This is a genomic window from Nostoc sp. C052 (genome assembly GCF_013393905.1).
Lineage (GTDB): Bacteria > Cyanobacteriota > Cyanobacteriia > Cyanobacteriales > Nostocaceae > Nostoc.
On the sequence record NZ_CP040272.1, the window covers coordinates 3,581,580 to 3,606,896 of the forward strand.

The following is a 25,317-nucleotide window of genomic DNA, read 5'->3' on the forward strand; positions in this document are numbered from 1 at the left end:
ATTCCCTTCTTTTTAAGTAATATCAAGCCTTAACTCAGACTTTTCCTGGTATCTAGAAAACCTTTCTTCCAGTATGCTACGCAGCGATCGCTATTCTGGATAGTAGAAATTGATAGGCAAATTTATCTTTTTTACAGCAGTTTTCATGTATTTGAACCACATCTGTCGTAAGGGCACAGCATTGCTCATTGGTGTCAACTTAAGCTGAAACTCCTTTAAAACCTCGTTTCCAGCCTCCGGCTGGAAATGCAACTCAAAAGTGGCTCTGCTGCCAGTAAAGAGAGGCGGAGCCTCAAAGACAAGCATTCCCAGTCGGAGACTGGGAACGAGGCAACGAGGCAATCTAAAAGCTAGTTCTAGACTTGCTTTCAGATTAAGTTGACACTAATGAGCATTGCTGTGCCCCTACCGCCTAGTCTATTTACCTGAAAATAGCTGTAAACTAGCTTCATTCACAACGATGCCTCTAATTATTGGCAAGTTATTCTTAAAACTTTTATATTCCTAAGAATGAATAGTCAACAGTCAATATTGATTTTGACTATTGACTCTAACTGTTGCTTTCCCTCTGCTTCAAAATTCAACTTATGCAAAATCTAAAAACATAAAAGTTTGCAACGCTCGAAAGTTTTGATGGTCAGAAGGCTTACAATAAACTTCTCTTTAAATTTATTTATGGGCATTCTTGGTTTTGAATTTACCCACAGGGGATTAAATCTATCGATTGTTTGATCTAACAATGGGATTTTCTACAGATTCTCGATACTGTTGGACTTGTTCTGTGTAACCAATTGGCAGAACAGCTTCAACGTTTTCATGGGGACGAGGAATAATTACCCAGGATTCCAATGTACCGCCATAAACATTTTCTGCGGCTTCAACACCAGCAGCCATCGCGGCTTTTACTTCAGAAACATCGCCACGAATATTAACTGTAAAGCGAGCGCTACCTACTCTGATATAACCAACGAGGGTGACTCGACCAGCTTTTACCATAGCATCTGCTGCTGCTAGCACCGCCGGAAAACCTTTCGTTTCAAGTGCTCCAACTGCCTGTAATGACATTATTAATCTCCTGTATGAACAAACGATATGGTGGCTACAAGTTAATTGTACGAAGCTTCGCTACAGATTTTGATAGCAAAATTGCTTAGAACATACGGAAAGGTTCTGATTCCTCGGTGAAATGGATTGGTAATATGGTTTCCACATTTTCCGGGGGATTAGGAACAATGTAGTAGGTAATTACTGTACCAGCTTTGACTTGCTCTCCCGCTACAATTCCGGCTTCAACAGCTCTATTTACTTCAGAAACGTGTCCCCGAACGGCGACTAACAAGCGAGCGCTTTCCGCTTGACCATAATACACAATTGTGACTGCGGCAGCTTTGACCATTGCATCTGCTGCTGCTAAGACACTAGGAAAACCTAAAGTTTCAATTACGCCAACCGCCATTGGCATGGCATTAGCTCCTGGATTAAGGGATAAGCGATTTTAATTGTACGTGGCTTTTGTCCCAATTTTGACATTTTGAAAAACTTTCTTGGATCTATAAATTTCGGGGGAGTGGGTAGAGACACGATTAATCACCTCTCTACAGGAGTTGGGAGTTAAAATATTTTGATTGCGGCTGGTTTATATTTTATATATTACAAATAATACTTGAGCATATTAGTTTTTGTAATTTTGTTGTTGAACAAAATCACCTATATCTGGAAGTAAGCTAATATGATAAACTGAAATTTATGTTTCCAAATTTTCTGCCTACAGCAGTCAAGCAACTAACAGAACCTACTTCGATCGCACTAGCTCGGAGTATTCAAACCACTGCGATCGCTACTCCTTTAACTAATCAACCAGTTACTACAACATTTGTCAAGCAAGGGTGCGGTGGAACTCCGATTTTATTAATTCACGGTTTTGACAGTTCTGTATTGGAATTTCGGCGGCTTTTACCACTACTTTCTGAAGATAATGAAACGTGGGCAGTGGATCTGTTGGGTTTTGGGTTTACAGATAGACTCTCAGGAATTGCCTATAGCCCAACTGCAATTAAAACCCATCTTTATTATTTCTGGAAAAGCCTAATTAACCAACCTGTAATTTTAGTGGGTGCTTCGATGGGGGGTGCGACAGCGATTGATTTTACGCTGACATACCCAGAAGTAGTAAAAAAGCTAGTGTTAATTGATAGTGCAGGGTTAGCGGGTGGTTCACAATTGAGCAAATTAATGTTTCCCCCGTTGGATTATTTCGCAACTCAGTTTTTGAGTAATTTGAAAGTACGCGATCGCGTTTCCCGCATTGGATATAAAAATCAAAGTCTCGCCTCTGTCGATGCGCTGTGTTGTGGTGCATTGCACCTAAAAAGTCCAAATTGGAATCAAGCTTTGATTGCTTTCACTAAAAGTGGTGGTTATAGTGCTTTTAAATTTGATGTATTATCACAAATTGTGCAACAAACGCTAATTTTGTGGGGCGATTCTGATAAAATTTTGGGTACTAAGGATGCCACAACGTTTCAAAAGGCAATTCTACACAGTACTCTCACCTGGATTCAAGATTGCGGTCATCTCCCACACTTAGAACAACCACAAATTACTGCACAGCACATTTTAAACTTTTGTGGTTCGGTTTGAATTGTGGCTTCTATTTGGGTCAGTGCAGCGTTAAGATTATCTCGATCGCATTCTGTAACTGCAATATTAGGGAAGGGCAGTAAGATTCAAACCTCTCTCTTAAGAGGAGAGAGGTAAAACTGTATTGCATCCAAACGAGAACCGCTATATCTAAAGTAACTTACTATCAAGATTGATCTATCTACTGGACTAAAGACAAAAATGAAGCAAACAACACAATTCACTGCTATCATTGAGCGCGAAAAGGATGGTTATGTATCCCTCTGTCCCGAACTCGATATCGCCAGCCAAGGTGACACAATTGAAGATGCACGGAATAACCTAATTGAGGCATTAGAATTATTTTTTGAGACAGCAGATCCTTCTGAAATTAAGCAAAGGTTGCACACAGAAGTTTTTGTTACACGCCTAGAGGTAAATATTGGCTAAACTGCGTGTTCTTTCTGCTAGAGAAGTCTGCCGCATTCTGGAAGAGAACGGCTTTGTACAAGTGCGCCAGCGTGGTAGTCACATAATAATGCAGATGCAAATCGAAGACTCAACAATTACAGTTCCTATACCCAATTAGGGGTTGCTGAAAAAAACAAAAGGTGGCAGTATCTAGATTTTCAGACCAAAGAAGTATATTTCGGTGCAAGATTTGAAGGTAAAATAGCCCAAAATCCTTGCATCATACTGCTCAGACTGAAGATAGTGTATCCAAAGTAACTATGTACCGAAAAGAAGAATCAACTCCAATTGCAGTGGAAAAGTTTGAACTTCCATTTGAGGGAAAGTTATCGGAAGATAATCGTTGGGTAATGATGGCTAATTTAATCCCCTGGAAAGAATTTGAATCAGAATATTCTTCATTGTTTTCTCCAGAGATGGGAGCACCCGCAAAATCATTTCGGATGGCATTAGGGGCATTAATAATCAAAGAAAAGCTAGGGATAAGCGACAGGGAAACAGTAGAACAAATTAAAGAAAACCCTTATTTACAGTATTTTATAGGGATGTCGTCTTATAGTAATGAGACGACATTTGACGCATCAATGCTAGTACATTTTCGTGAAAGAATTAGTGCTGAATTGGTCAACAAAGTGAATCAACAAATGGTGAAGAAGATGCTAGAAACAACATCTTCTCAAGAGGCTGAAAAAAAAACCGAAGAATCAGGAAAAGAAGGTAATAAGCCAAAAAATCGCGGTAAGTTAATATTAGATGCTACTTGTGCGCCCAGTGATATCAGCTATCCGACAGATTTAGAGCTACTAAATCAAGCCAGAAAGCAAACAGAAAAAATTATAGACTCTCTTTATGAACAGATAAAGGGTCAATTAGAGAAAAAGCCGAGAACTTATCGTGAAATCGCCAGACGTGACTACTTAGAAGTAGCTAAAAAACGCCGTGTATCACAGAAAGAAAGAACGAAAGCGATAAGAAAACAACTTCAGTATATTAAAAGAAATTTCTCACATATTGAGCAGTTAATCTTGTTAGGGGCAACTCTAGAAAATTTAGCTAACAGGCAATATAAGATGTTGCTTGTAGTCACAGAACTCTATCGTCAACAATTATGGTTGTATGAAAATAAAAAGCAGAGCATTGATGACCGGATTGTAAGTTTAAGCCAACCACATATCCGTCCAATTGTCCGAGGAAAAGCGGGTAAAGCCGTGGAATTTGGGGCTAAACTGTCTGCTAGTTGCTTTGATGGATATGCATTTTTAGACCATATTAGTTGGGATAACTTTAATGAATCAGGAGATTTGAAAACACAAGTAGAATCATTTAAAAATTACACTGGGTATTATCCAGAGTCCGTTCATGTTGATAAAATTTATCGGACAAGGGAGAATCGAGCTTGGTGCAAAGAACGAGGTATTAGAATTAGTGGTTCTCCTTTAGGTAGACCTCAGAAGACTATTAGTAAGGAAAAAAAGAAGCAAGCTTTAGAAGACGAAAGGATTCGTAATTCTATTGAGGGAAAGTTTGGACAAGCTAAAAGAAGATTCAGCCTGAATAGAGTGATGGCGAAACTTTCTCATACTTCGGAAACTGTAATTGCTATTACTTTTTTAGTGATGAATCTATCTACTCATCTGTCATGGTTATTTAGCGCTTTTTTGTGTCTATTTTTGAAAACTACATCTTTTTTCCGCTCTAATATTATTAGGGCTTATGATTTTACTATTTACACGCAAGAAAAACTTATGTTTGTTCCTTGCTTGAATAACTAATTAATCCTTCTCTGGCTTTTTTATCACTTTTTCAGCAACCCCCAATTACGAAGAATTACGCATCGGTACTTTGCGGTCTATAATTCGTCAGTCAGGATTACCTCGTGTTTTATTTGAAGTTAATTAAACTTTAATTATTGAACTTGCTTAGGCATAGCCCAACCCAGGCATCGCGATAACTAAAATCCAAAAATCTCACGCCCAAACACCAAAACACAACTTTGCATCTGGGCGCCTCCGCGTGAGATTTCTTAAACTCTTACTCAATCGCCCACCTTACTTTAACCATCGCGCCGCATCTTTAGCATGATAAGTCAAAATCAAATCTGCACCAGCCCGTTTAAACCCAGTTAAAGTTTCCATCACCACGCGCTCTTCATCAATCCAACCATTGAGCGCCGCAGCTTTTACCATCGCATATTCACCAGAAACATTGTAAGCTGCAACTGGTAAGTTACTCGCTTCCTTCACCCGCCAAATAATATCCATATATGCCAAGGCTGGCTTAACCATCAGCATATCAGCACCTTCAGCGATATCCAATTCAATCTCTTTAATTGCTTCGCGCGAGTTACCTGGGTCCATTTGGTAAGTTCTTCTGTCCCCAAATTGCGGCGTCGAGTCTGCTGCATCCCGAAATGGGCCATAGTAACCCGAAGCATACTTAGCAGCATAAGACAAAATCGGCGTATCTTGAAATCCGGCTTCATCTAAACCCTGACGAATTGCTTGCACAAACCCATCCATCATTCCCGAAGGCGCGATGATATCGGCACCAGCTTTTGCTTGAGAAACCGCTGTTTTCTTCAACAATTCCAGAGTTGGGTCATTTAAAACTCGTCCTGTTAAATCACCAGTTTGTAAATAACCACAATGACCGTGGCTAGTATATTCACATAAACAAGTATCAGCAATTACAATCAAATCTGGCACTGCTGCTTTTACCGCCGTCGCCGCTTTCTGGACGATACCGCAATCATGCCAAGCGCCAGTGGCATCCACATCTTTATCAGCTGGAATACCAAATAAAATAATAGAAGGAATTCCTAAGTCATAAACTTCTTTTGCTTCTTCAACAATTTTATCTACCGAAAGTTGGTAGACTCCAGGCATGGATTTCACCTCATTAGCGATTCCTTCACCTGGTACGGCAAATAATGGGTAGATTAAATCGTTTGTTGTTAAAACAGTTTCACGAACCATCCGGCGCAGTTGGGGATGAGTACGCAGACGACGGGGGCGATGTGTAGGAAACATAAAATTTTATGAAGAAAAACAACGCAAATGGACACAAAACAAAGCGTCACAAAAGCAGGCTAAAATTTTCCTGCCGTCAGACAGACTACAAACAGTGCTTAACTGTCCTTTGCCCTACTCTTAATCAAGTTGTAGGGCAATTTTGTATTCTACAGCTTGGTTGCACCTATCCGACGGACTGGAAAAAAAACAACATCATGAAGCAATTCAGAATTCAAAATGATAAGACTGTCTGTTGGCAAAATTTTGGCTAATTGAGGGTTGAAATTTAAACGCATAGGCGCTTCGCCTTCCCGCAGGGTAGGGGCGCAGAGGGAAACGCAGAGGCACGCAGAGAATTCGCTACGAATTAATTAAATTTTGTATTTGGTAGCAAATAACTGAGAATTACCAATGCCCATACCCATAATCTGTATTAAAAAACTCGGAAAATATAAGGATAACGGAAGGGTATATCAGGATTGCTGAAAACTCCGATGAGCGCCCAAATTGTTAATCCCCAGTGCAGTAGATATCCCAGACCGGCTAGCGGCCCCAGCAATAATAGAGGTAAAACTAACCAACCGAATAGAAAAAACAGCGCTCCCAGAATTCCTCCGTAAAGCCAGACATTAAAGTGGAAATTGATTGATTCTTTGGCGTTTTCTTTAACAACAGGATCGTCAGATACGAGCAATATGGCGATAGGTACACCTACAGATACCAAAGTTGTGCTGAAAAAAATCGCTCCATGAGACAAGGCAGATAGAAGCTTTCGCTTGTCTGTGTCGTACATCGCTTTCTCCTATTTAGTCAGATTGTTGATTCCACTACGACCCTATCACGAGCATCGTTGTCTTAAGATTAAAAGACTTACCAGAGTCAAAAAAAATTAAGCTAGCTGACAAACAAATACATTTATGTCTACTGAACTTCAGTCTGAACTTATTCAAGCAGTTGAACTTCGTCGCAATTTTGCGATTATATCTCACCCTGATGCTGGTAAAACTACACTAACTGAAAAGCTACTCCTGTACGGAGGGGCAATTCACGAAGCTGGGGCGGTTAAGGCGCGACGGGCACAGCGCAAAGCTACATCTGACTGGATGGCGATGGAACAACAACGGGGTATTTCCATTACTTCCACGGTGTTGCAATTTGAATACCGGAATTGTCAGATAAATTTATTAGACACTCCCGGACACCAAGATTTCAGCGAAGATACTTATCGCACTCTTGCCGCCGCTGATAATGCAGTGATGCTGATTGATGCGGCAAAAGGTTTGGAACCCCAAACCCGTAAGTTGTTTGAAGTGTGTAAGTTGCGGGGTATCCCGATTTTTACATTTATCAACAAGCTCGATCGCCCAGGAAGGGAACCTCTGGAACTTTTGGATGAAATTGAGCAAGAACTGGGATTGCAAACCTATGCGGTAAATTGGCCGATTGGGATGGGCGATCGCTTTAAAGGTGTTTTTGACCGGCACAAGCAACAAATTCACCTCTTTGAACGCAGCGCTCACGGCAGCCGAGAAGCCCGTGATACCATAGTCGAATTAGGCGATCCGAAAATAGAAGAACAGCTAGAACAAAGCCTGTATCACCAATTAAAAAATGATCTGGAACTGTTAGAAGGAGTTGGGCCAGAGCTAGATTTACAGTTGATACACGAAGGCAAAATGACGCCTGTGTTCTTTGGTAGCGCCATGACTAACTTTGGGGTAGAGTTATTCCTTAAGTATTTCCTAGACTATGCCCTCAAACCTGGCTCTCATGTCAGCAGTGTTGGCGAAGTTCCCCCCACATACCCGGAATTTTCGGGGTTTGTCTTTAAACTGCAAGCGAATATGGACCCGAAGCACCGCGATCGCGTCGCATTTATCCGGGTTTGCACTGGTAAGTTTGAAAAAGATATGATGGTGAATCACGCCCGCATTGGTAAACTTATCCGTCTATCTCGCCCGCAAAAACTCTTTGCTCAAGAGCGAGAATCGATTGATGTGGCTTATCCTGGCGATGTGATCGGTTTGAACAATCCCGGTGTTTTTGCGATCGGGGATACAATTTACACGGGACAAAAGCTCGAATATGAAGGGATTCCGTATTTCTCGCCGGAACTGTTCGCGTCTCTGAGGAATCCCAACCCCTCGAAGTCTAAACAATTCCAAAAAGGCGTTGCGGAATTGCGCGAAGAAGGTGCTGTGCAAATTATGTATTCAACTGATGAAGCCAAGCGCGATCCAATTTTGGCGGCGGTGGGTCAGTTGCAATTCGAGGTGGTACAGTTTCGCTTACAAAATGAGTATGGTGTAGAAACCATATTAGAGGTATTACCCTATAGTGTCGCCCGTTGGGTTGAGGGTGGTTGGGAAGCATTAGAAAAAGTGGGACGGATTTTCAATACCACTACAGTTAAAGATAGTATGGGACGCCCAGTGTTGCTATTCCGCAATGAATGGAATTGTCAACAGTTATTAGGCGACCATCCAGAGTTAAAATTAAGCGCGATCGCTCCAGTATTTTCTAGTCAACAACCAGTGGAGGAATGAAGAAGAATACAGAATACAGAATTCAGAATTCAGAATTAGTATTACAAAAGAGCTAACTGAATTCTGACGACTGACGCCTTTATTCAATCTTGATCGTTCACTTGACAAGCAAAACTTGAGCGCGGTTGATTTCCACGGCATCCGAGGTTCGCGCTTTTGCACAAACGTGGATCATTTAGAAGAGATTGGAGTGCCAGAATTTGTATGCCTTCACATGCCAAACCGTCTTTGGAGGCTGGTTTAGTTGCCCTCAAGCAGGGAAATTACCAAACAGCGATCGCTCAACTAGAACCTATTGCTAGCAGCCAGAGTAATGGTACTGCTAGTTTACAAGCCCAGGTTGGTTTAGTGATGGCTTTTGCTCGCACTGGCGAAGTTCCCAAAGCGATCGCTATTTCCCAAAACCTCATTGAGAGTAACAACCCACAAGTTCAAGAGTGGGCAACACGCGCTCTCGAACACCTGACAAAACGTAAAAAAACTGAGCAAGAATCAACAAATGTCGAAACTGGATTTGTTGCCTTTGAGAATTCAAATCCAGATTCAGCCCCAGATTCAACCCCAGATTCAACCCCTGTTACTTCCCCAGAAACTCCTACATTAGAGGAAAAGCCAGACGATCGAGTAATCGAAACCAAGAGCAACGAAACCCCGCCGATGGTGCCACTACCTAAACTCAAAGCGACAGTGGCGACACCACCACCCCCACCTCCACTGGCTACATCCCTAAATGGCTTCATGGGTTCTGTAACCCGCACTCAAGCTAAACTATTTGGCGTTATTTATTGGCGACAAGCACAACGCGCCAGAGCATGGCAACCACTACGTAAACCGAAATTAATTCCCTTGCGGTTACTGTCAGCAGGAACGTTCATCGCTCTGTTTTGGGTGATGCGGGAAATGCTCAAGTTAGCAATGGGATTCATCAACCAGACTTTAGTCAAACTTCCTTATCTGGAGCCGTTGCAGCTTTTATATCGCGATCCTACTAAGTTGTTGTTAATAGTATTGGTGATTTTGATCGGAGTATCACCTTGGTTACTGGATCTGCTATTGGCGAACTTGTATGGTCAGCGAGAATTCTCTAAAGATGTATTGAATGCTCATAGCCGCGAAGCGGTTCGGGTGCTACAACGTTGTTGCCAACAAAGGCACTGGCCGTTACCCAAACTGCGGATTTTACCAACGGCTGCACCAATTATTCTGACTTATGGTAGTTTACCACGTAATGCCAGGATTGTTGTGAGTCAAGGGCTATTAGAACAACTGGCAGATGATGAAATCGCCATTATTTACGCCACACAGCTAGGGCATATTGCTCACTGGGATTTTGCTGTAATGTCTTTGTTGCTGCTGGTGACACTACCAATTCATCGGCTATATCAGCAAGTGTCAGAGTTAGGCGACAGAATATCAGCAAAAATTTGGCGCTGGCCGGTGACAATTCTAGCAACTTTAATTTATGGAGTTTGGTGTTTGCTGACTGGAACTGCATTGTGGTTGTCGCGGTTGCGGCTTTATTATAGCGATCGCGTCGCCGCTGAAATTACTGGTAATCCCAATGCCTTGATTCGCGCTTTACTTAAAATTGCCATTGGCGTTGCCGCTGACATCCAAAAAGAAGAAGAGACAAGTTGGCAACTAGAAAGCTTAAATCTTTTGACACCAGTTAGCCACCAGCAGAGTTTATCTTTGGGCACTATTGCCAGCAATTTATCTTTTGAATCATTTTTGAAGTGGGATACTGCCAATCCCTATCGCCGATGGTTTACGATTAATAATAGCCACCCTTTAATGGGCGATCGCATCGAACGCCTCTGCCAAATAGCCCGTCACTGGCATCTAGACACCGAACTACATTTTGCAAGCGAACCATCAAAGGTGAAGCGTCAGTCTTTCTTATTACAAATCGCTCCCTGGTTGGGAATTCCTTTAGGGGTTTTATTTGCAGCTTTAGTCTGGCTAACTTGGCAACTAGCATTTGCACTCAAGTTTTTAAATCTAAAGTGGATCTATGAAGATTGGTCTTTCATTACAGGCTGCCTTTTGATTGGCTTTAGCATCGGTACAGTAGTGCGGATTAATTCTTTCTTCCCGGATATTAAACCTGCCACTGTGCAAACTGATGACAGCTTACCCAACCTGTTATCTGACCCTTCTGCATTACCCATTGACAGCATCAGCGTGCGTCTGGTGGGCAAATTATTAGGTCGTCAAGGCACTAGCAACTCCCTAGCGCAAGATTTAATCTTCCAATCCAGTGCGGGTTTGGTGAAATTACACCACATTTCTTGGCTAGGACAGTCAGTCAATCACCAAGATTTAATTGGTAGGCAAATTATCGTCACAGGTTGGTTCCGGCGAGGAGCAACACCTTGGATTGATATTCAAACCCTACAAACTCAAAGTGGTAAAACCATTCATAGCCCTCATCCCATTTGGTCTACTTTTTTAGCAGTTGCAGCACAGGCTTGGGGCGCATACGTTTTTCTTACTGGTTAAAGAGAGTGCTGAGTGCTGAGTGAGGAGTTAAGAGTTATTTAACTCCAAAGGACAAAGGACAAATTGGAATGTAAACAAAAGTTGCAAGTTTTCTTTACAAGTGTTACATTTATTCACACAAACAATAGCAGCCGATATAACTCAGCACTACTGCTTAGTTGTTAATTCGGATGCTTTTTCCCCTGCTTCATACCTTTTATCCTCCCAACACAGCAAAAAATTAACCAGCCAATGGCTGGTTTTTGTCTCAAAATATGCTCTCTTGAATAAAAAAATGTGTTTCATGTTACGATGCAGTAATACTAATGCCGGAAATATATGCGCTAAACTAGCTACGTAGAAAATACCGTGGTAATGTAGGGAATGGTATTTGATTCTGCGAAAAAGAGCATGGAAGAAAGCGTGTACTTTAGCAGGCACTAGGCTATTAAATTTACAATTCTTAGAATTAAGGTGTTATTAGCTCACCATAGTGTGAGCCTTTTGATTAAACAAGCTTGATCCCGACGAAAAACTGTATTGTTGTATAGGTTGACAGTTTCGAGCAAAAAAATTGGTTGATGGCAGTCTTGGTCAATAGCATCTATTTAAAAGTTAAAAGCCTAAGCCAAGTGATTGTTTTCTCGCCTTGCCATGTTCATTTAACTCTGGAGGTATAGTTCATGTCCGTTCGCCTATATATAGGTAATCTGCCTAAAGATGAAATAGATCGTCAAGATCTGCAAGCCGTTTTTGCAGCAGAAGGTGATGCTGTAACTACTAAATTAATTAAAGACCGTAAAACTGGCAAATGCCGTGGTTTCGGTTTTCTGACAGTCAACAACGACGAACAAGCTGACGAAATCATTGAAAAATATAATGGTCAGCTGTTCAAAGACACTCCCATTAAGCTAGAGAAGGCATTACCTCGGACTAAGGGTGAAGAGGGCGAGGAGCAAGCTCCTAAACCAGTTACTCTTGCTAGTAGTAGTACCCCGACTCCTAGCCCCAGCAGAGAAGGTAGCCGCCGTGAGAAAAGTTCTAAGAAGCCTCGTCGTGGCGGCGGTGGCGGCGGTTCTCGCGAAAGCAGTACCACAACTACCGATTCAGACGCTATTCGTCCAGATCCTCGTTGGGCTTCGGAATTAGAAAAGCTGAAGCAGATGCTAGCTGCACAAACTACGAATTAATCTGTCAGGGAGAGAAGTTAAAAATTAAAAATCAGAATTTTTTTTGATTTTTAATTTTTAATTGTCGATTATTATCTAGCTGCTTAGTTAAATCTACTTGCAGCTAATTTTGTAATTGCGAATCGCATCTACACTAGTCACACTAAGACGTACCTTAGAGCTAGGAGCGTTCAAAATCTCAATCAAATCAAACGATATATAAATTTCACTCAATTATCATACTTACGTAATAGAAAAAGTATATATTGATGCAACTATAGTTTTTGTAAGCTTGCTTATAAAAAAATTAAGTTTTTGTCATTAGATGCCTTAAAAAATCTGAATGATGTGAATGCGATGCCTAAGTTGGGCTGCGCCTATGCAGTAATTGTCTGGATTTGACAAGTTATAGTCAATGATGGTTGTTATAGCTAGCTGAGATATGGCAACGTAAACCGGAAGCGCGTAAGCGCAGCTCGCCGTAGGCATCGCTCTAAAGATAATTTACACTCAAAGTGGTACCGATCGTTTGCTGCTTCTGTTATGTCCTCAACTCTAGATTCTTTGCCACCTGCGCTAGCTAAAATTGTCCAGCGCTTTCAACGCGCTTCTGAACCGAAGCGGCGCTACGAACAGCTAATCTGGTATGCTCAGAAGCTTAATGAGTTCCCAGAAGCCGATAAATTACCCGAAAATAAAGTTCCTGGTTGCGTGTCTCAAGTTTATATCACCGCAGCCTTGGATGACGGTAAGGTTATATTTCAGGGCGATTCCGATTCCCAGTTAACTAAAGGATTAGTAGGGCTTCTGGTTGAAGGATTGCAGGGACTAACGCCAACTGAGATTGTCCAACTTACCCCAGATTTTATTCAAGAAACAGGTTTAAACGTTAGCCTGACACCTTCCCGTGCTAATGGGTTTTACAACATTTTTAAAACCATGCAAAAAAAAGCATTGGAATGTAAGTTAGATTTGCCTAACTAAACTTGGTCATTAGTCATTGGTAATTTGCAATTGGACTTTGGACAACTGACAAATAACGTACAACTACCAAAATTTAGTCTTATGTCAACCAATGTATTATCTACCTTTGCTACTATTGGCTTTGGTGGAGTAGTTCAGGAGTATCTCTGGAACTGGGAAAATCAGCAATTACGCGTTGTTTATGAAACCCTTGGTAAAGGTTCACCGCTATTGCTATTACCAGCTTTCAGCAGTGTTTCGACGCGTTTGGAAATGGGCGAACTTGCCAAATTACTAGCTCCCCATTTTCAAGTAGTAGCCATAGATTGGCCTGGATTTGGTGAATCTTCTCGCCCTAGCTTGAATTATCGACCGGAAATATATCAGCACTTTCTGGAAGATTTTGTCAAAGCTGTTTTTAATACTCCTGTTACTGTAGTAGCAGCTGGTCATACAGCTAGTTACGTTTTACAATTAGCTGTGAAATCGGCTGCTTTCTCAAAGATTATATTGTTAGCTCCTACTTGGCGTGGGCCTTTGCCGACAATGGGGGCAAGTCAGCAAATAGCTGGTTTTGTGAGAGAATTGGTGCGATCGCCTATACTTGGTCAAGCTCTCTACAAACTCAATACTGCCCCATCTTTATTAAGTTTTATGTACCGTCGTCATGTCTTTACTGACGCAGCTAAAATTACACCCAGTTTCATTGAGAAAAAGTGGCAGACGACTCAACAACCAGGAGCGCGATTTGCATCTGCTGCCTTTGTAACTGGTAATCTCGATGCTGTACACGCACAATCTGATTTTCTGGGACTTGTACAGTCTTTAACCGTACCGCTCATGGTAGTAATTGGGGAATCTAGCCCTCCCAAATCACGAGAAGAAATGAATGCTTTGGTAGCCTTACCAGGAGTGAGAAGTGTTGTTATCCCTGGTTCTTTGGGACTACATGAAGAATATCCAGCAGTTGTTTTAGAAGCAATTCAAGATTTTTTGTTCTCTTCAGAAAATTAAATCCTCACTTATCCATCAAAGTCTAATTTTCTTGTTTGCGATAATTTTTATTGCATAGCACTTTTCGTTTGTATGCAATATACTCTGACCTCTCTCCTAAAAGGCTAACGTGTATACACAAGTCAAATTACCCCCATATTTACACCGTAGCTCCTAAGAGGAGAGAAGTTTAGAGAAAGCTCAAACTTATCGCATACAAATGAGCGTAGGCATAGCCCGTCGTAGACATCACTATAATTGCGTCTCTACCAACTAAATCCTTATGCCAAACACTATTTCAATTACCAATTCTCCAATTCCCAATCCCGTCCCGAAATCAACAATTATTCGTTTGGAGAATATCTTTAAAATCTATGGCAGTGGTGAAACCGAAGTCAGAGCCCTCAACGATGTAAATTTGACTATCCACGAAGGCGAATATTGTTCAATTATGGGGCCTTCTGGTTCAGGTAAATCCACAGCCATGAATATTATCGGCTGTCTAGACCGTCCCAGCGGCGGACATTATTACTTAGATAATATCGATGTGGCGCAAATGGATGATAAATCCTTGGCACACATCCGTAATAAAAAGCTGGGGTTTGTCTTCCAACAATTCCACCTATTACCCCAACTCACAGCATTAGAAAACGTGATGCTACCGATGGTGTATGCTAGTGTCGATCCAAAAGAAAGAAGCGATCGCGCTATAGTTGCACTGACAAGAGTCGGTTTAGCAAATCGCCTCAACAACAAACCAACTCAACTATCTGGTGGACAACAACAAAGAGTAGCGATCGCCCGTGCGATCGTCAATCGTCCCGTAGTACTCCTGGCCGATGAACCAACAGGCGCACTTGATTCACGCACTACCCAAGAAGTCTTAGATATTTTTGGCGAACTCAATGCTAGTGGAATCACCGTTGTCATGGTGACACATGAACCAGAAGTTGCCCGCCAAACTCAGCGCATCGTTTGGTTTCGTGATGGCCAAGTAGTACACTCCAACCTTACCCCAGCCGACTTGAGTCAGTTAGCCGTCTGATAGGTTCTTCAAGTCCGCATACGCGGACTTAGTTTGTGTCGCTGCACGTGTGCCAAAACCGATTACAAGCTTGACGTTTTCCCAGTTTCGGCTTGCGTTGCGATCGGCTTGACATCGGTGTAACCCAACTCACCAGCTATTGTCCGAAACACTGACATTTGTTCTTCAAAATCTAGTTCTTCAATTTGGGAAACCAGATTGTTAATTGCCTTACTTGACTGGTAGCTAGCTGGCATCCCAACCACCGTATTCCCCATAGCTACCGCCCAAGCATACCAAACTAACAACTGGTTATTTTCTTTGATTGCCCCATAAGCACGAGAATATTCTGTGTCTTTGCGGTTAACAATATCCCGCATAATATCTAGTTGCTGCTCATCGGATAATTGAAAATAATCTCCTAGTAAAAGTGGTGCTAACTCTGGTTCGGCCGCAGCAGGAGCCGCTGGCGTAATCGAATCACCCATTTTTTCATAAACAAAATAGAACCAAGCTAATTTGGCATCGGTATCTAAGGCATTAAACCCATCCACCAATTTTTGAGTTTCATTGCTCTGAGCTTGAGAAATAGTTTTGTCGTAACTTGCAGTCATTATTGTTTGTCTCCAGGATAATTTAATCGGCCAAGCTAATTTTTACCAGAGTTCGACAATCAGATTCTACTGTCGATAGAAAGAGTTAAATTAATTGGAAATTTCAGCTTTAATCTACCTTTTAATAGAGAGAAAAGTCTCTCTAAAGGAAGCAATAAAACAGCGAATTGCTTTGCTATGCTTGCTCAAGTAAGCAATAAAAATTTACCTTAAGGTTTTAATTATGCCTGATGAAGTAAAGCCCAATTTAAATGAATCTCCCACTCATGATTCACAATTAGCAGCTGAAAGCATAGCTAGTGGTAACGAAAAAGCACCAACGGTAGATTTTGATGCTGATTATGCAGCTGCACAAAAATTTAGTATCAGTGAAGTCGATCGCACAGATAAAGGTGAAGCAGCAGCCGAAGTAGCCACAGCACCCAAATATCAAACCTCTAAGCCACAAGAGACAAAAACTGAAGCGCAGTCAACAGGTAATCCTGATGATTATGCAGAGTTAGCAAAGGAAGTTGGCAATTCTAAGACTGGGGGTGTAACTAATGTCACTGATGATTTAGTAAAACAAGCTTTAGAAAAGGGTGAACGGAAAAATTAGGTTTTCCTGATATCTTGCTATTTTGTTGGGTTGGGCAATGTCACAAATATTGAAATTGGAGTTTTCGGTATTGGTAGACATTGCCCATTTCAGTATTTCTGTCATTTGTCAATATTTAGGATTTTCACTATTGACTTTTGACTATTTATTAATTAAGCACCATTCATCACTTCTAGTAGTTCACTAGGCCGTTCAATTAAATAATCTGGATTTTGCTTGGCGAGTACTTCTGCTGAGTTAAAGCCCCAAGTTACTGCAATCACTTGGATATTGGCTTTCTTTGATGCTTCTATATCTCTGGTTTCATCACCAACATAAATAACTTCTTGCGGTTTGAGTTGTTTTTGCCGCAACACATTATTAATAATCGTTGTCTTACCAAAAATTGTAATTCCTGAGTAGATAAAATCAAATAGATGATTTAAATCATTGATTGTGAGGAACTGCGTAACATTTTCTTTAGAATTAGAAGTGATAATACCTAGTTTATATCCTTGATTTTGGAGTTCTGTTAATGCCTCTTTAATTCCTGGAATTGGCTTTAATTCTGGGATTTTGTTTTTTAATTCTCCTTTAACTTTTTTAACTAGAAAAGGTATTTTAAATAGAGAAACTCCAGAGTACTTAATGATTTCCCTAGATGTTAAGTTCTTGAGAAAGGCTAATTGTTCTGGATGTATGTGTCTATAACCAAAGTCTAAAGCTAGACGATTAGCAATACTTACAAGGGCATCTACTGTATCAGCAATGGTGCCATCAAAATCAAAAATAATTACTTTCGGGGTCATTCTTTGTCTGGATGCGTCAAGATTAGCTAGGGCGTTGCGTCGTAACATTTCTGGCTTAATCCGCCGCAAGGCAGATGCTCGAAATTGTTTATCCCACTCCTGATCTGAGATTTGGGCTAATTCTAGCAGCTTGGGAGTAATATTCCCAGGATAGGGCTGAAATTCTGCAATATCAGTTGTTTGGGCAAAACGTTGATTCCAAGGACAAACATCTTGGCAAATATCACACCCAGCAACCCAGCCTTGCAAATGAGGTGTGATTGTCTGTGGCAATTCCTCAGCGCGATTTTCAATGGTATGATAGGCAATGCAGCGATTAGCATCTACAACAAAAGGCTGAGTAATTGCACCTGTAGGACAAGCCTGAAGACAACGAGTACAGCTACCACAGTGTTCTGTATGCGGGCGATCGCTCTCTAATTCCAAGTTGGTCAATACTTCTCCCAAAAATATCCAAGAGCCATATTGCCGTGTAATCACATTACCATTCTTGGCAATCCAACCAATTCCAGCAAGTTGAGCCAACACTTTATCTTGCACTGGGCCGGTATCTGCATAATAAGTAGCTCTTACGCCTGCATCAAGAGATTCTAGCCACATAGATAGCTGCTTGAGTTTTTTATGCATCAACTTATGGTAATCTCTTCCCCAACCATAACGAGAAATTTTGGCGTATTCCTCACCTTCAGGACGTTGATGTGGTGTGTAGTAATTCAGCGCCACACATACTAGCGATCGCACTTCTGGCATCACTAAGCGAATATCCTGACGCTTTGGGTTAGCCATCCATTTCATATCGGCGTGATAACCCAGTTCAATCCATGCTTGTAACCTCTGCGCTTCTGTGGCATCTACCCTATCTACAGCAGCAATTCCAACTTTGTGAAAGCCCAACTCGCTGGCTTTTTCTTTCACCAGACTGCTGCTTGTTACGGAATAGTGATTCATTTTTTTATTGGGATTTTGCCTAACCAAAGGCGATTTCAGTTTACATTATGTAGTCAATACTTTTGATTAAGATTTATTACTTACACCACATATAGCCACTCTTAAGACTTCCATCGTAGGGAAGATTTACCAATATGTAGTAATCTATCTCAACAGCGGCTTTCTTTTCATATATTTTTGTACTGAAATTAATATTGAGCTAACATAATATAGGTAATTTTATGACTTCTGCTGAATTTATATCCCCAGCACAGTTGAAAGCTGAATTCCAGATTCAGGGAATTACAGAAGCAACTGTACTGCATTATTTTGAAACCTTAAATGCAGGGGAATTTGAAGCAACTGCTGCTTTATTTGCGGTAGATGGTGTGATGCGTCCACCATTTGAATCTGATATTGTGGGGGTAGATGCGATCGCAACCTACTTAAAACAAGAAGGTCAAGGCGTTAAAGCTTACCCCAACTCAGGAATAGCCGAGACTTTAGAAAATGCTACGATCCAAATCCAGATCAGAGGTAAAGCACAAACTTCGTGGTGTAGTGTGAATGTCTTGTGGCTATTTATCCTAAATCAACAACACCAAATTTCATATACTAGAATCAAACTTTTAGCTTCCCCCAAAGAGTTAATTTCTTTACGTCGTGAAAAATAGCAAATAAGCTGCTGCATATTTAATTTAAACCGCATAAGCTAGGCGGGCAAGATGCCATTGGTGTTAACTTAGGGAACTCCAAGAGATAAATTATCCAATTCTGTGGGGTGGGCGAGACGCCCACCCTAAAAGAGTTAATTGGATATTTTTTTATTTGGAAGTCCCTTAAGGGCAAAGCCATAACTTTCAGGTGGCAAAAAAATTGTCGGTTGGGGAGCCACTGCGTTGCGCGGGTTCCCCGCGTTGTAGCAAGTGGCGTTGGAGGCTTTGCGAAACCCAACATCCTGATATGTGTTGGGTTGCGCTCTGCTCCACCCAACCTACGTCTAATGCACAATTTTTTTTGCTTGCCACGCCAGTAGGAGGTAAGAGAAATCCCCATTAAAAAGTTTAGGCTGCTACCGCGATCGCCTTTAATGAGTTTATAACGTGTCGAATATTCAGATACTAGCAGACTCGCTTTGCGCGTCGCTATCACCCAGTCAAACAAAACTATAGCTTTATTCTGAATTCTGAATTCTGAATTCTGAAATAAAATGACTTGAAAAATAGTAACTTTCGTTTATTGGACTAATTCAGGTAAAGTAGCTTCTAATTTGAGACAGTTAGCACCATTAATCTGCAACTTGTAATCGACTTTATCCATAAGACGATTCATAATCAGCCAACCATAACCACCTTCTTGTTTTTCCATAGGATTTGGAGCGTAGTAGTTAGACATATCAAAACCTTCGCCGTAATCCCAAATTTCTAAGGCAAGATCCCGATCTTGCACTTCCAAACGTAGTAAAATTGGTAAATTTGGTTTATCCCTGTGAGCATGACGGACTGCATTTGAATAGGCTTCCACTAAAGCCAGTCTCAAACGACTTGATTGCCGCGACCAATCTACAGATTCTCCTAGTTGAATTTTCAAACATCCCAGCAACCAGTTTTCGACAATATTCAGAAAATTCAAGTCACTTGGTACATGAAGCTCACTTTTCATGACTTACAAAATCTCCAGCGAAAGTATAGTTTGATCATCTTCTTGAACGTGATTATCTGCCTGGATGCGAGCTAGTAAATGGTTAAGAGAAAGTGGTTGTTGCTCTTGTTGTAGGAGTTGCCAAAGACCATCTTGATTCAGCATAGAACGGTTCTCTGGTTCAACCCCAGGCACAGTTTTTACTGATGAATCAGGACTACTTGATACCATTGCTTCTGTAATTCCATCGCTGGCTAGTAACAATGTGTCTCCAGTAGCAAGAACCAAGCGACCAGATTGCGCCTGCCATTTGGGCAAGATCCCCAAAGGAACGCTACGGACTTTGAGGTAATTGGGATTGTCGGCTAAAGTCGAACCGCGTGACCATAATAGTGGATAGATATGACCGGCATTAGTGTAGACGAGTTCCTTTGTGCTAGGGGTATAACAAGCTAACACAAGAGTGATAAAGTAATTGTTGCTAATTAAATCTTCACTGAGAGCGTGGTTGAGGTTTTCCATGACCACATTCGGCTCTGCTGGTGTTTCTTGAGATAATTCTCGGCGCAAAACTGAAATAATACTAGCCATAAATAAAGCTGCTGGGACGCCTTTGCCAGAAACGTCACCTACCGCCAACCACAAATCGCCTTTGGGATGGACAAACACTTCAAAAAAATCGCCTCCTACTTCCCGCGCCGGATAGCAGCAGGCTTGCACCTTCACACCTTTGATGTCAGGTAAAGTTTGGCGTAGCAAATTGTATTGAATTTGGCGAGCCACTTCTAACTCAGTGTGAATCTGCTGTTGTTTTTCTTGGAGGCGCTGGTAGAGTTTTGCTTGAGAAAGGGCCAAGGCTGCTTGTTCGGCAACACCTGCAATCAGTTGGATGTCTTCGTCTTCCCAAGGGCGATCGCGCCCCCATTGGTGCAGGGCCAGCACAGCTAACAAATGCTGCTGATAGCTAAGTGGTACAACCAGATGGTGACAAGGATTACCGTCATAGACATCTTGAGCAAGTTGATAATGACGGGTTTCCAGCACTTTTTCAATTAAAACACTGGGGTCGAATAAGCAATCGGATACAAGAGCTTGAGGATCGTGGTAGAAGAACTTGTCTTGTATCAGGCGATCGCCCTCTACTGGTCTGAGTAAGCAACTGGTAGCTTCAAATGTTTCTCCAATAGTTGCGACAATTTTTTGTAGCATACTGTCGTAGTCTAAAGACTCCCGAATTGCCGTTGTCACCGCATTAACTAAAGATTCTCGTCGTAGGGCCCGACGTAACTCTTTAGTGCGCTTCTTAACTAGGCGGTATGTATCAGTAGCTTGCTCAACTAGTCCTCGAAGCCGTTCAGGATTCCAGGGTTTAGTAATGTACTTGAATACCTGACCGGAGTTAATCGCATCGACCAAATCTTCGACATCAGTAAAACCAGTTAACAAAATTCTAATCGTGTCTGGAAAGCGTTCTACGGTGCGACTAAAAAATTCAGTCCCATTCATTTCTGGCATTCTTTGGTCAGAAATAATCACCGCCATTTCGCCAAATTGATCTAAGATTTCCATAGCGCCAAAGGCATGATTGGCTTTATATACTTGAAAATCTCGCCTAAAAGTGCGGTAGAGTAAATCTAAGTTATCCGGCTCATCATCTACCACCATGAGCTTAAGTTTTTCCGCCCCGTTCTCAGCCATATTTGACTTTTTTTTTCACATATTTGAATGGCGAGATAGTATAATGTTTATCCCACCTGATAAATAACAGAAAATCAGAGAAGCCATTCACTTTGAAAATATAACTTTCTCAAAGTTGTGAGTTTCTCTAGATCGTCCTCAATTGTTCCACACCAAAATTAAATTTATCCAACTAACCCAGAACGCAAGGCGCGGACTGCTGCTTGGGTACGGTCATCGGCACATAGCTTATTCAAAATATTGCGAACGTGAGTTTTAACAGTGCCAACTGTGATGTAAAGTCTTTCCGCAATTACTGCATTACTACAACCTTCGACAATCAACTGTAACACTTCCAATTCCCTTTCTGTCAGGGTGTAAGGTTGAATTCCTTCCAAATTCTCAAGAGAATCAGGGTTAGGAGCAATAGTTTTAGTACCGACAAAAGCCGATTCCAACTTTTGGGGATTTTGTTGCGCTTGTTGTAATACAATCCGAGCGATCGCTGGATCGATCCAGGCGTTGCCATTGTAAGTTACTCGCACTGCTTCCAGCAAATTATCAAATTTGATATCCTTCATACAGTAAGAGTCTGCACCAGCAGCAAAAGCTGCCAACACCGCTTCTTTGTTATCCCGCAGCGTCAAAATTAACACTTTTGTAAGTAGCTGCTGCCCATTAGTAGTAGATTTTACCTCCCGTGTTAATTCAATGCCATCCTTATCTGGTAAACCAATATCTACAATGGCAATATCTGGTCGTACCATTTTTAACATCTTTAGTCCTTCAGCAGCATTGGCAGCTTCACCTACAACTTCAATTTCATCCTTTTGCTGTAGTGCTGTCCGAATACCTACACGAGTTAGGTCATGATCTTCAATTAAAGCGATACGAATTTTACTCATAGCCAACTTCAGCCCGTTACACTACCTTAACCATAAAGTCGAGTTTCGTGACATACTCCCACACTAACTGCAAGTAGTATAGTGGGGGCTTCTGTTCCCGGAACCAGAGTTGTGAGTTGAGCGTTTTATACTGAGTGAATATTACACTTTAACAATAAAAGTTGGACTGGTTCAGCCCAAGTACAAGCGCCCAAGACTAATTAGTTTAATTACGCTTTCTATTCTTGCAGGAGAATGGGGTGTCAATCCTTGTCAAAGTTCTAATATAAAAAATTTGATAAACTTAACATTCATGCAAAACCTGGTGTGAGGATTACTCAAGAATAGGCTATGTCTAACGGCAATCAAGCATTTTCAGTGTTGGGGATACCAGTTCATGTGATGGCTAACTATCCAGGCTGGTTGTTAGAATGCCTGCACGCAGGCAAAGGAACTCATGTAGTAACGCTCAATGCAGAAATGACTATGCAGGCAGAGCGAAATCAATTATTAGCTCAGGTTATTAAAAATGCTGAACTCGTGATTCCAGATGGAGCCGGGGTTGTTCTGTATTTACGCTGGCTGTTATGGCAAAAAGTGCAGCGTTTTCCTGGGATTGAATTAGCAGAAAAACTTTTGCAAGAACTTGGGCAACAGAAGACAGGAACAAAAATATTTTTCTATGGAGGAGCGCCTGGAGTCGCTGCAAAAACGGCAGATTTTTGGGAGCAGCAAATTCCAGATTTAAGTATAGTAGGCACTCACTCAGGCTACCATTCCCCAGAAGAAGAAGCGCAATTACGACAAACTCTTGCTCAATTGCAGCCACAAGTGATTTTTGTCGGTTTGGGAGTGCCACGTCAAGAGTTATGGATTGCCGAAAACCGCCATTTGTGTCCTCAAGCAATTTGGATTGGTGTTGGTGGCAGTTTTGATATTTGGTCGGGAACTAAAACTCGCGCTCCCGCCTGGTTAGGAAATAATAATTTGGAATGGTTGTATCGCCTTTATCAAGAACCTTGGCGCTGGCGACGGATGTTGGCTTTGCCAGCCTTTGCGGTGAAAGCGTTTGTTTATCGTTTGACTGCAAGGGGTGCAATTAGTTAAGAGTGCTGAGTTCTGAGTGTTCTTACTTAGTTAGTATTAAAGTCTTCAAAAAGTTTTAAATTTTCTTTGTTGAATTTAAATTCCCAGGCGAAACCTGGGAATCCTTATTTTTGAGAGGAATGTCACATCTGAGCTACCAAAGTGTTTGGTTGTGGGTATGAGGAAAATTTAACAATGCCAGTATTAACAACTCAAGTTAAGAAAGACAAATCCCTTCATAGAGAGGATAGTGAAACTCAACAGCGCCGTAGCAACACTACTGCAAAGGTGCTATTGCAATCTGTAACCAAGACTTATGCTAACGGCACTCATGCCTTGTTGAATGCGAACCTTGAAGTAAAAAAGGGAGAATTTCTGTTTATCACAGGGCCCAGTGGTTCTGGTAAATCAACGCTCTTGAAACTACTGTATGGCCAGGAGTTGCCTACACAGGGAGAAGTAATTGTTGATGAATCTAATGTAGCGGATTTGCGGGGCGATCGCTTGTCATTATTGCGGCGACGGATTGGTATTGTGTTTCAAGACTACAAACTCATTACCCAACGAACAGTAGCAGAAAATGTCACGTTTGTGCTGCAAGCTCAAGGATATACCCGTAAAGAAATTCAACGACGTTTAGAACCAACCTTAAAGCTGGTAGGTTTACTGAGTAAAGCTGACTGCTTTCCAGATCAGTTGTCTGGGGGAGAGCAACAACGAGTAAGTATTGCCCGTGCGATCGTTGGCACACCACCGCTACTATTGGCAGATGAGCCTACTGGAAATCTCGATCCAGATAATTCCTGGCAAGTCATCCAGATTCTCCAAAAGTTAAATTCCTTTGGGGCTACAGTAATTGTCACCACCCACGATGAACAATTAGTGCGACGGTGCAATCATCCGGTAGTTCAAGTTCGCAATGGAAGGCTGTCTAGAAAATAAGGATTGGGGAAGAAGCAAGGGGGCAGGGAGAGATGAGAGAGATAAGAAGAATAACCAATGCCCTTTTTACCTAATGACTAATGACTAATAAACTTTGACTTTTGCTGAGATGGGTGTAAAAGTTGTTGCTGTTTTGGGGGGTAAAACTTGTAGGCGATGGTCTCCGACCGACCGTAGGTCATCGCAGGCTTGTAAACTCTTAAAAGCTGCCTCTCGAACTACAACTTCTTCCTCTCGACTGAGTAGGAGTTGCAAGCATTCGACAACATCTTGCTGTACTGAAGAATCAACTCGCTTACGGCTAATCAATTTAGTTAGTTGACGTAGGGCAATCAATCGCTTCAATGGATCTTTTTCTGTTAGATTGACCAATAGCTGATCGAGGTGGTCTTCTTCGCGATTGTCATAGAAGTTGACAATTTGCCATACCAATAAAACTAAAGTTAACAGGGTTCCCACACCTTGGGCGATCGCACCAGCAGCAATCCAGTGACTATAAGAGTCAACCCATATTGCCGCTGCCATGTAAGTGCTGACGGTAGCAATACCACCACTGATGACTGCTAAGGCCAAGCGACGATTTGAACTGTTTAAGAAATTACGTATTTTAGACCAGCGTAACTGCCAATCCCACTCCTGCATTGAGTAAACCAATACCATTACCCCAATGCCGATTAAGAGAGCCAATAGCAGTTTCCAGTTCCACAACAACATGGCGATGACGATTGTCAAGAACCCAAGAAAGCCCCCAGGCCCAGAAAAGCGCCTAAATGTTTGCTGCTTTATGGCTCCCTTTGTCTTGAATTTTGTCAGCGACCAGTTCCAGTCGGGGATCTGGTTGATCAATTGCTGCCAAGAAGACGAAGCCTGTGCCACAGTGTTT

The 25,317-nt window shown here is 41.7% G+C and carries 24 protein-coding genes and 1 pseudogene; 14 read left to right on the forward strand and 11 right to left on the reverse strand.

Annotated features, from left to right (window positions below; all coding sequences use genetic code 11):
* Window positions 1-717: 717 nt before the first annotated feature.
* Together FD723_RS14605 and FD723_RS14610 are read right to left on the reverse strand one after the other, a co-directional pair.
* Entirely contained in the window at window positions 718-1,065 is a 348-nt protein-coding gene (locus FD723_RS14605; protein WP_179065944.1) for a carbon dioxide-concentrating mechanism protein CcmK, read from the reverse strand.
* Window positions 1,066-1,150: 85 nt separating this feature from the next.
* Entirely contained in the window at window positions 1,151-1,462 is a 312-nt protein-coding gene (locus FD723_RS14610; RefSeq protein ID WP_179065945.1) for a BMC domain-containing protein, read from the reverse strand.
* Window positions 1,463-1,746: 284 nt separating this feature from the next.
* Here FD723_RS14610 and FD723_RS14615 point away from each other — a divergent pair, with 284 nt between their 5' ends.
* From FD723_RS14615 to FD723_RS14630, 4 genes are all read left to right on the forward strand, one after another.
* Window positions 1,747-2,640: an alpha/beta fold hydrolase gene (locus FD723_RS14615; protein ID WP_179065946.1), complete on the forward strand. Its 894-nt coding sequence runs from the start codon at window positions 1,747-1,749 to the stop codon at window positions 2,638-2,640.
* A 201-nt stretch (window positions 2,641-2,841) separates the two neighbouring features.
* Window positions 2,842-3,069, forward strand: coding sequence for a type II toxin-antitoxin system HicB family antitoxin (locus FD723_RS14620; RefSeq protein ID WP_179065947.1), 228 nt, complete (start codon window positions 2,842-2,844; stop codon window positions 3,067-3,069).
* The gene (locus FD723_RS14625) at window positions 3,062-3,208 is read left to right on the forward strand and encodes a type II toxin-antitoxin system HicA family toxin (RefSeq protein ID WP_179065948.1); all 147 of its coding nucleotides are present in this window, start codon (window positions 3,062-3,064) and stop codon (window positions 3,206-3,208) included. The genes FD723_RS14620 and FD723_RS14625 overlap by 8 nt, the downstream gene beginning before the upstream one ends.
* Before the next feature lie 142 nt (window positions 3,209-3,350).
* A complete protein-coding gene (locus tag FD723_RS14630; RefSeq protein ID WP_179065334.1) occupies window positions 3,351-4,862 on the forward strand; it encodes an IS5 family transposase in 1,512 nt (503 codons plus the stop codon).
* A 276-nt stretch (window positions 4,863-5,138) separates the two neighbouring features.
* On the opposite strand, the gene hemB is transcribed toward FD723_RS14630, so the two are convergent.
* Together hemB and FD723_RS14640 are read right to left on the reverse strand one after the other, a co-directional pair.
* On the reverse strand, window positions 5,139-6,119 hold the full coding sequence (hemB, locus tag FD723_RS14635; protein ID WP_179065949.1) for a porphobilinogen synthase: 981 nt from the start codon (window positions 6,117-6,119) through the stop codon (window positions 5,139-5,141).
* 415 nt (window positions 6,120-6,534) lie between these two features.
* A complete protein-coding gene (locus FD723_RS14640; protein WP_179065950.1) occupies window positions 6,535-6,894 on the reverse strand; it encodes a DUF4870 domain-containing protein in 360 nt (119 codons plus the stop codon).
* A 124-nt stretch (window positions 6,895-7,018) separates the two neighbouring features.
* Here FD723_RS14640 and prfC point away from each other — a divergent pair, with 124 nt between their 5' ends.
* From prfC to FD723_RS14670, 6 genes are all read left to right on the forward strand, one after another.
* Complete coding sequence (gene prfC, locus FD723_RS14645; protein ID WP_179065951.1) at window positions 7,019-8,647, forward strand: peptide chain release factor 3; 1,629 nt, start codon at window positions 7,019-7,021, stop codon at window positions 8,645-8,647.
* A 204-nt stretch (window positions 8,648-8,851) separates the two neighbouring features.
* Entirely contained in the window at window positions 8,852-11,149 is a 2,298-nt protein-coding gene (locus FD723_RS14650) for a M48 family metallopeptidase (RefSeq protein ID WP_179065952.1), read from the forward strand.
* A gap of 662 nt (window positions 11,150-11,811) precedes the next feature.
* Complete coding sequence (locus FD723_RS14655; RefSeq protein ID WP_179065953.1) at window positions 11,812-12,318, forward strand: RNA-binding protein; 507 nt, start codon at window positions 11,812-11,814, stop codon at window positions 12,316-12,318.
* Window positions 12,319-12,840: 522 nt separating this feature from the next.
* Window positions 12,841-13,281, forward strand: a complete 441-nt coding sequence (locus FD723_RS14660; protein ID WP_179065954.1) for a SufE family protein — start codon at window positions 12,841-12,843, stop codon at window positions 13,279-13,281.
* 81 nt (window positions 13,282-13,362) lie between these two features.
* Window positions 13,363-14,274 carry an alpha/beta fold hydrolase gene (locus tag FD723_RS14665; RefSeq protein WP_179065955.1) on the forward strand — a complete coding sequence of 304 codons (912 nt, stop codon included), beginning with the start codon at window positions 13,363-13,365 and terminating at the stop codon, window positions 14,272-14,274.
* Window positions 14,275-14,536: 262 nt separating this feature from the next.
* Complete coding sequence (locus tag FD723_RS14670; RefSeq protein WP_306297020.1) at window positions 14,537-15,298, forward strand: ABC transporter ATP-binding protein; 762 nt, start codon at window positions 14,537-14,539, stop codon at window positions 15,296-15,298.
* 62 nt (window positions 15,299-15,360) lie between these two features.
* Here FD723_RS14670 and FD723_RS14675 read toward each other — a convergent pair whose 3' ends face one another.
* On the reverse strand, window positions 15,361-15,891 hold the full coding sequence (locus FD723_RS14675) for an orange carotenoid protein N-terminal domain-containing protein (RefSeq protein WP_179065956.1): 531 nt from the start codon (window positions 15,889-15,891) through the stop codon (window positions 15,361-15,363).
* A gap of 223 nt (window positions 15,892-16,114) precedes the next feature.
* Between FD723_RS14675 and FD723_RS14680 the strand changes: the two genes are divergently transcribed.
* Window positions 16,115-16,489 carry a hypothetical protein gene (locus tag FD723_RS14680; protein ID WP_179065957.1) on the forward strand — a complete coding sequence of 125 codons (375 nt, stop codon included), beginning with the start codon at window positions 16,115-16,117 and terminating at the stop codon, window positions 16,487-16,489.
* A 152-nt stretch (window positions 16,490-16,641) separates the two neighbouring features.
* Here FD723_RS14680 and FD723_RS42790 read toward each other — a convergent pair whose 3' ends face one another.
* Entirely contained in the window at window positions 16,642-17,277 is a 636-nt protein-coding gene (locus FD723_RS42790) for an HAD-IA family hydrolase (protein ID WP_256875213.1), read from the reverse strand.
* Window positions 17,252-18,225, reverse strand: a pseudogene (gene queG / locus FD723_RS42795) (tRNA epoxyqueuosine(34) reductase QueG). The gene FD723_RS42790 and the pseudogene queG overlap by 26 nt, the downstream one beginning before the upstream one ends.
* A 221-nt stretch (window positions 18,226-18,446) precedes the next feature.
* Here queG and FD723_RS14690 point away from each other — a divergent pair.
* Window positions 18,447-18,878: a ketosteroid isomerase family protein gene (locus FD723_RS14690; RefSeq protein ID WP_179065959.1), complete on the forward strand. Its 432-nt coding sequence runs from the start codon at window positions 18,447-18,449 to the stop codon at window positions 18,876-18,878.
* Window positions 18,879-19,440: 562 nt separating this feature from the next.
* Here FD723_RS14690 and FD723_RS14695 read toward each other — a convergent pair.
* From FD723_RS14695 to FD723_RS14705, 3 genes are all read right to left on the reverse strand, one after another.
* Window positions 19,441-19,866 carry an anti-sigma regulatory factor gene (locus FD723_RS14695; protein WP_179065960.1) on the reverse strand — a complete coding sequence of 142 codons (426 nt, stop codon included), beginning with the start codon at window positions 19,864-19,866 and terminating at the stop codon, window positions 19,441-19,443.
* 3 nt (window positions 19,867-19,869) lie between these two features.
* A complete protein-coding gene (locus FD723_RS14700; protein ID WP_179065961.1) occupies window positions 19,870-21,543 on the reverse strand; it encodes a SpoIIE family protein phosphatase in 1,674 nt (557 codons plus the stop codon).
* Between the two features lie 164 nt (window positions 21,544-21,707).
* Entirely contained in the window at window positions 21,708-22,427 is a 720-nt protein-coding gene (locus FD723_RS14705) for a response regulator transcription factor (protein ID WP_179065962.1), read from the reverse strand.
* Between the two features lie 330 nt (window positions 22,428-22,757).
* Here FD723_RS14705 and FD723_RS14710 point away from each other — a divergent pair, with 330 nt between their 5' ends.
* Both FD723_RS14710 and ftsE read left to right on the forward strand, forming a co-directional pair.
* A complete protein-coding gene (locus FD723_RS14710; RefSeq protein ID WP_179065963.1) occupies window positions 22,758-23,513 on the forward strand; it encodes a WecB/TagA/CpsF family glycosyltransferase in 756 nt (251 codons plus the stop codon).
* 174 nt (window positions 23,514-23,687) lie between these two features.
* Window positions 23,688-24,434 (forward strand): cell division ATP-binding protein FtsE, encoded by a 747-nt coding sequence (gene ftsE / locus FD723_RS14715; protein WP_179065964.1) that lies wholly within the window; start codon window positions 23,688-23,690, stop codon window positions 24,432-24,434.
* 84 nt (window positions 24,435-24,518) lie between these two features.
* On the opposite strand, the gene FD723_RS14720 is transcribed toward ftsE, so the two are convergent.
* A complete protein-coding gene (locus FD723_RS14720) occupies window positions 24,519-25,310 on the reverse strand; it encodes an armadillo-type fold-containing protein (RefSeq protein WP_179065965.1) in 792 nt (263 codons plus the stop codon).
* Window positions 25,311-25,317: the final 7 nt, after the last annotated feature.

Coding starts and splice junctions, on each gene's coding strand:
- FD723_RS42790 (WP_256875213.1), bottom strand. CDS start 17,277: ATGACCCCGAAAGTAATTATTTTTGATTTTGATGGCACCATTGCTGAT.
- FD723_RS14660 (WP_179065954.1), top strand. CDS start 12,841: ATGTCCTCAACTCTAGATTCTTTGCCACCTGCGCTAGCTAAAATTGTC.
- prfC (WP_179065951.1), top strand. CDS start 7,019: ATGTCTACTGAACTTCAGTCTGAACTTATTCAAGCAGTTGAACTTCGT.
- FD723_RS14630 (WP_179065334.1), top strand. CDS start 3,351: ATGTACCGAAAAGAAGAATCAACTCCAATTGCAGTGGAAAAGTTTGAA.
- FD723_RS14710 (WP_179065963.1), top strand. CDS start 22,758: ATGTCTAACGGCAATCAAGCATTTTCAGTGTTGGGGATACCAGTTCAT.
- FD723_RS14615 (WP_179065946.1), top strand. CDS start 1,747: ATGTTTCCAAATTTTCTGCCTACAGCAGTCAAGCAACTAACAGAACCT.
- hemB (WP_179065949.1), bottom strand. CDS start 6,119: ATGTTTCCTACACATCGCCCCCGTCGTCTGCGTACTCATCCCCAACTG.
- FD723_RS14695 (WP_179065960.1), bottom strand. CDS start 19,866: ATGAAAAGTGAGCTTCATGTACCAAGTGACTTGAATTTTCTGAATATT.
- FD723_RS14680 (WP_179065957.1), top strand. CDS start 16,115: ATGCCTGATGAAGTAAAGCCCAATTTAAATGAATCTCCCACTCATGAT.
- FD723_RS14620 (WP_179065947.1), top strand. CDS start 2,842: ATGAAGCAAACAACACAATTCACTGCTATCATTGAGCGCGAAAAGGAT.
- FD723_RS14610 (WP_179065945.1), bottom strand. CDS start 1,462: ATGCCAATGGCGGTTGGCGTAATTGAAACTTTAGGTTTTCCTAGTGTC.
- FD723_RS14705 (WP_179065962.1), bottom strand. CDS start 22,427: ATGAGTAAAATTCGTATCGCTTTAATTGAAGATCATGACCTAACTCGT.
- ftsE (WP_179065964.1), top strand. CDS start 23,688: ATGCCAGTATTAACAACTCAAGTTAAGAAAGACAAATCCCTTCATAGA.
- FD723_RS14675 (WP_179065956.1), bottom strand. CDS start 15,891: ATGACTGCAAGTTACGACAAAACTATTTCTCAAGCTCAGAGCAATGAA.
- FD723_RS14650 (WP_179065952.1), top strand. CDS start 8,852: ATGCCTTCACATGCCAAACCGTCTTTGGAGGCTGGTTTAGTTGCCCTC.
- FD723_RS14700 (WP_179065961.1), bottom strand. CDS start 21,543: ATGGCTGAGAACGGGGCGGAAAAACTTAAGCTCATGGTGGTAGATGAT.
- FD723_RS14670 (WP_306297020.1), top strand. CDS start 14,537: ATGCCAAACACTATTTCAATTACCAATTCTCCAATTCCCAATCCCGTC.
- FD723_RS14640 (WP_179065950.1), bottom strand. CDS start 6,894: ATGTACGACACAGACAAGCGAAAGCTTCTATCTGCCTTGTCTCATGGA.
- FD723_RS14655 (WP_179065953.1), top strand. CDS start 11,812: ATGTCCGTTCGCCTATATATAGGTAATCTGCCTAAAGATGAAATAGAT.
- FD723_RS14690 (WP_179065959.1), top strand. CDS start 18,447: ATGACTTCTGCTGAATTTATATCCCCAGCACAGTTGAAAGCTGAATTC.
- FD723_RS14665 (WP_179065955.1), top strand. CDS start 13,363: ATGTCAACCAATGTATTATCTACCTTTGCTACTATTGGCTTTGGTGGA.
- FD723_RS14605 (WP_179065944.1), bottom strand. CDS start 1,065: ATGTCATTACAGGCAGTTGGAGCACTTGAAACGAAAGGTTTTCCGGCG.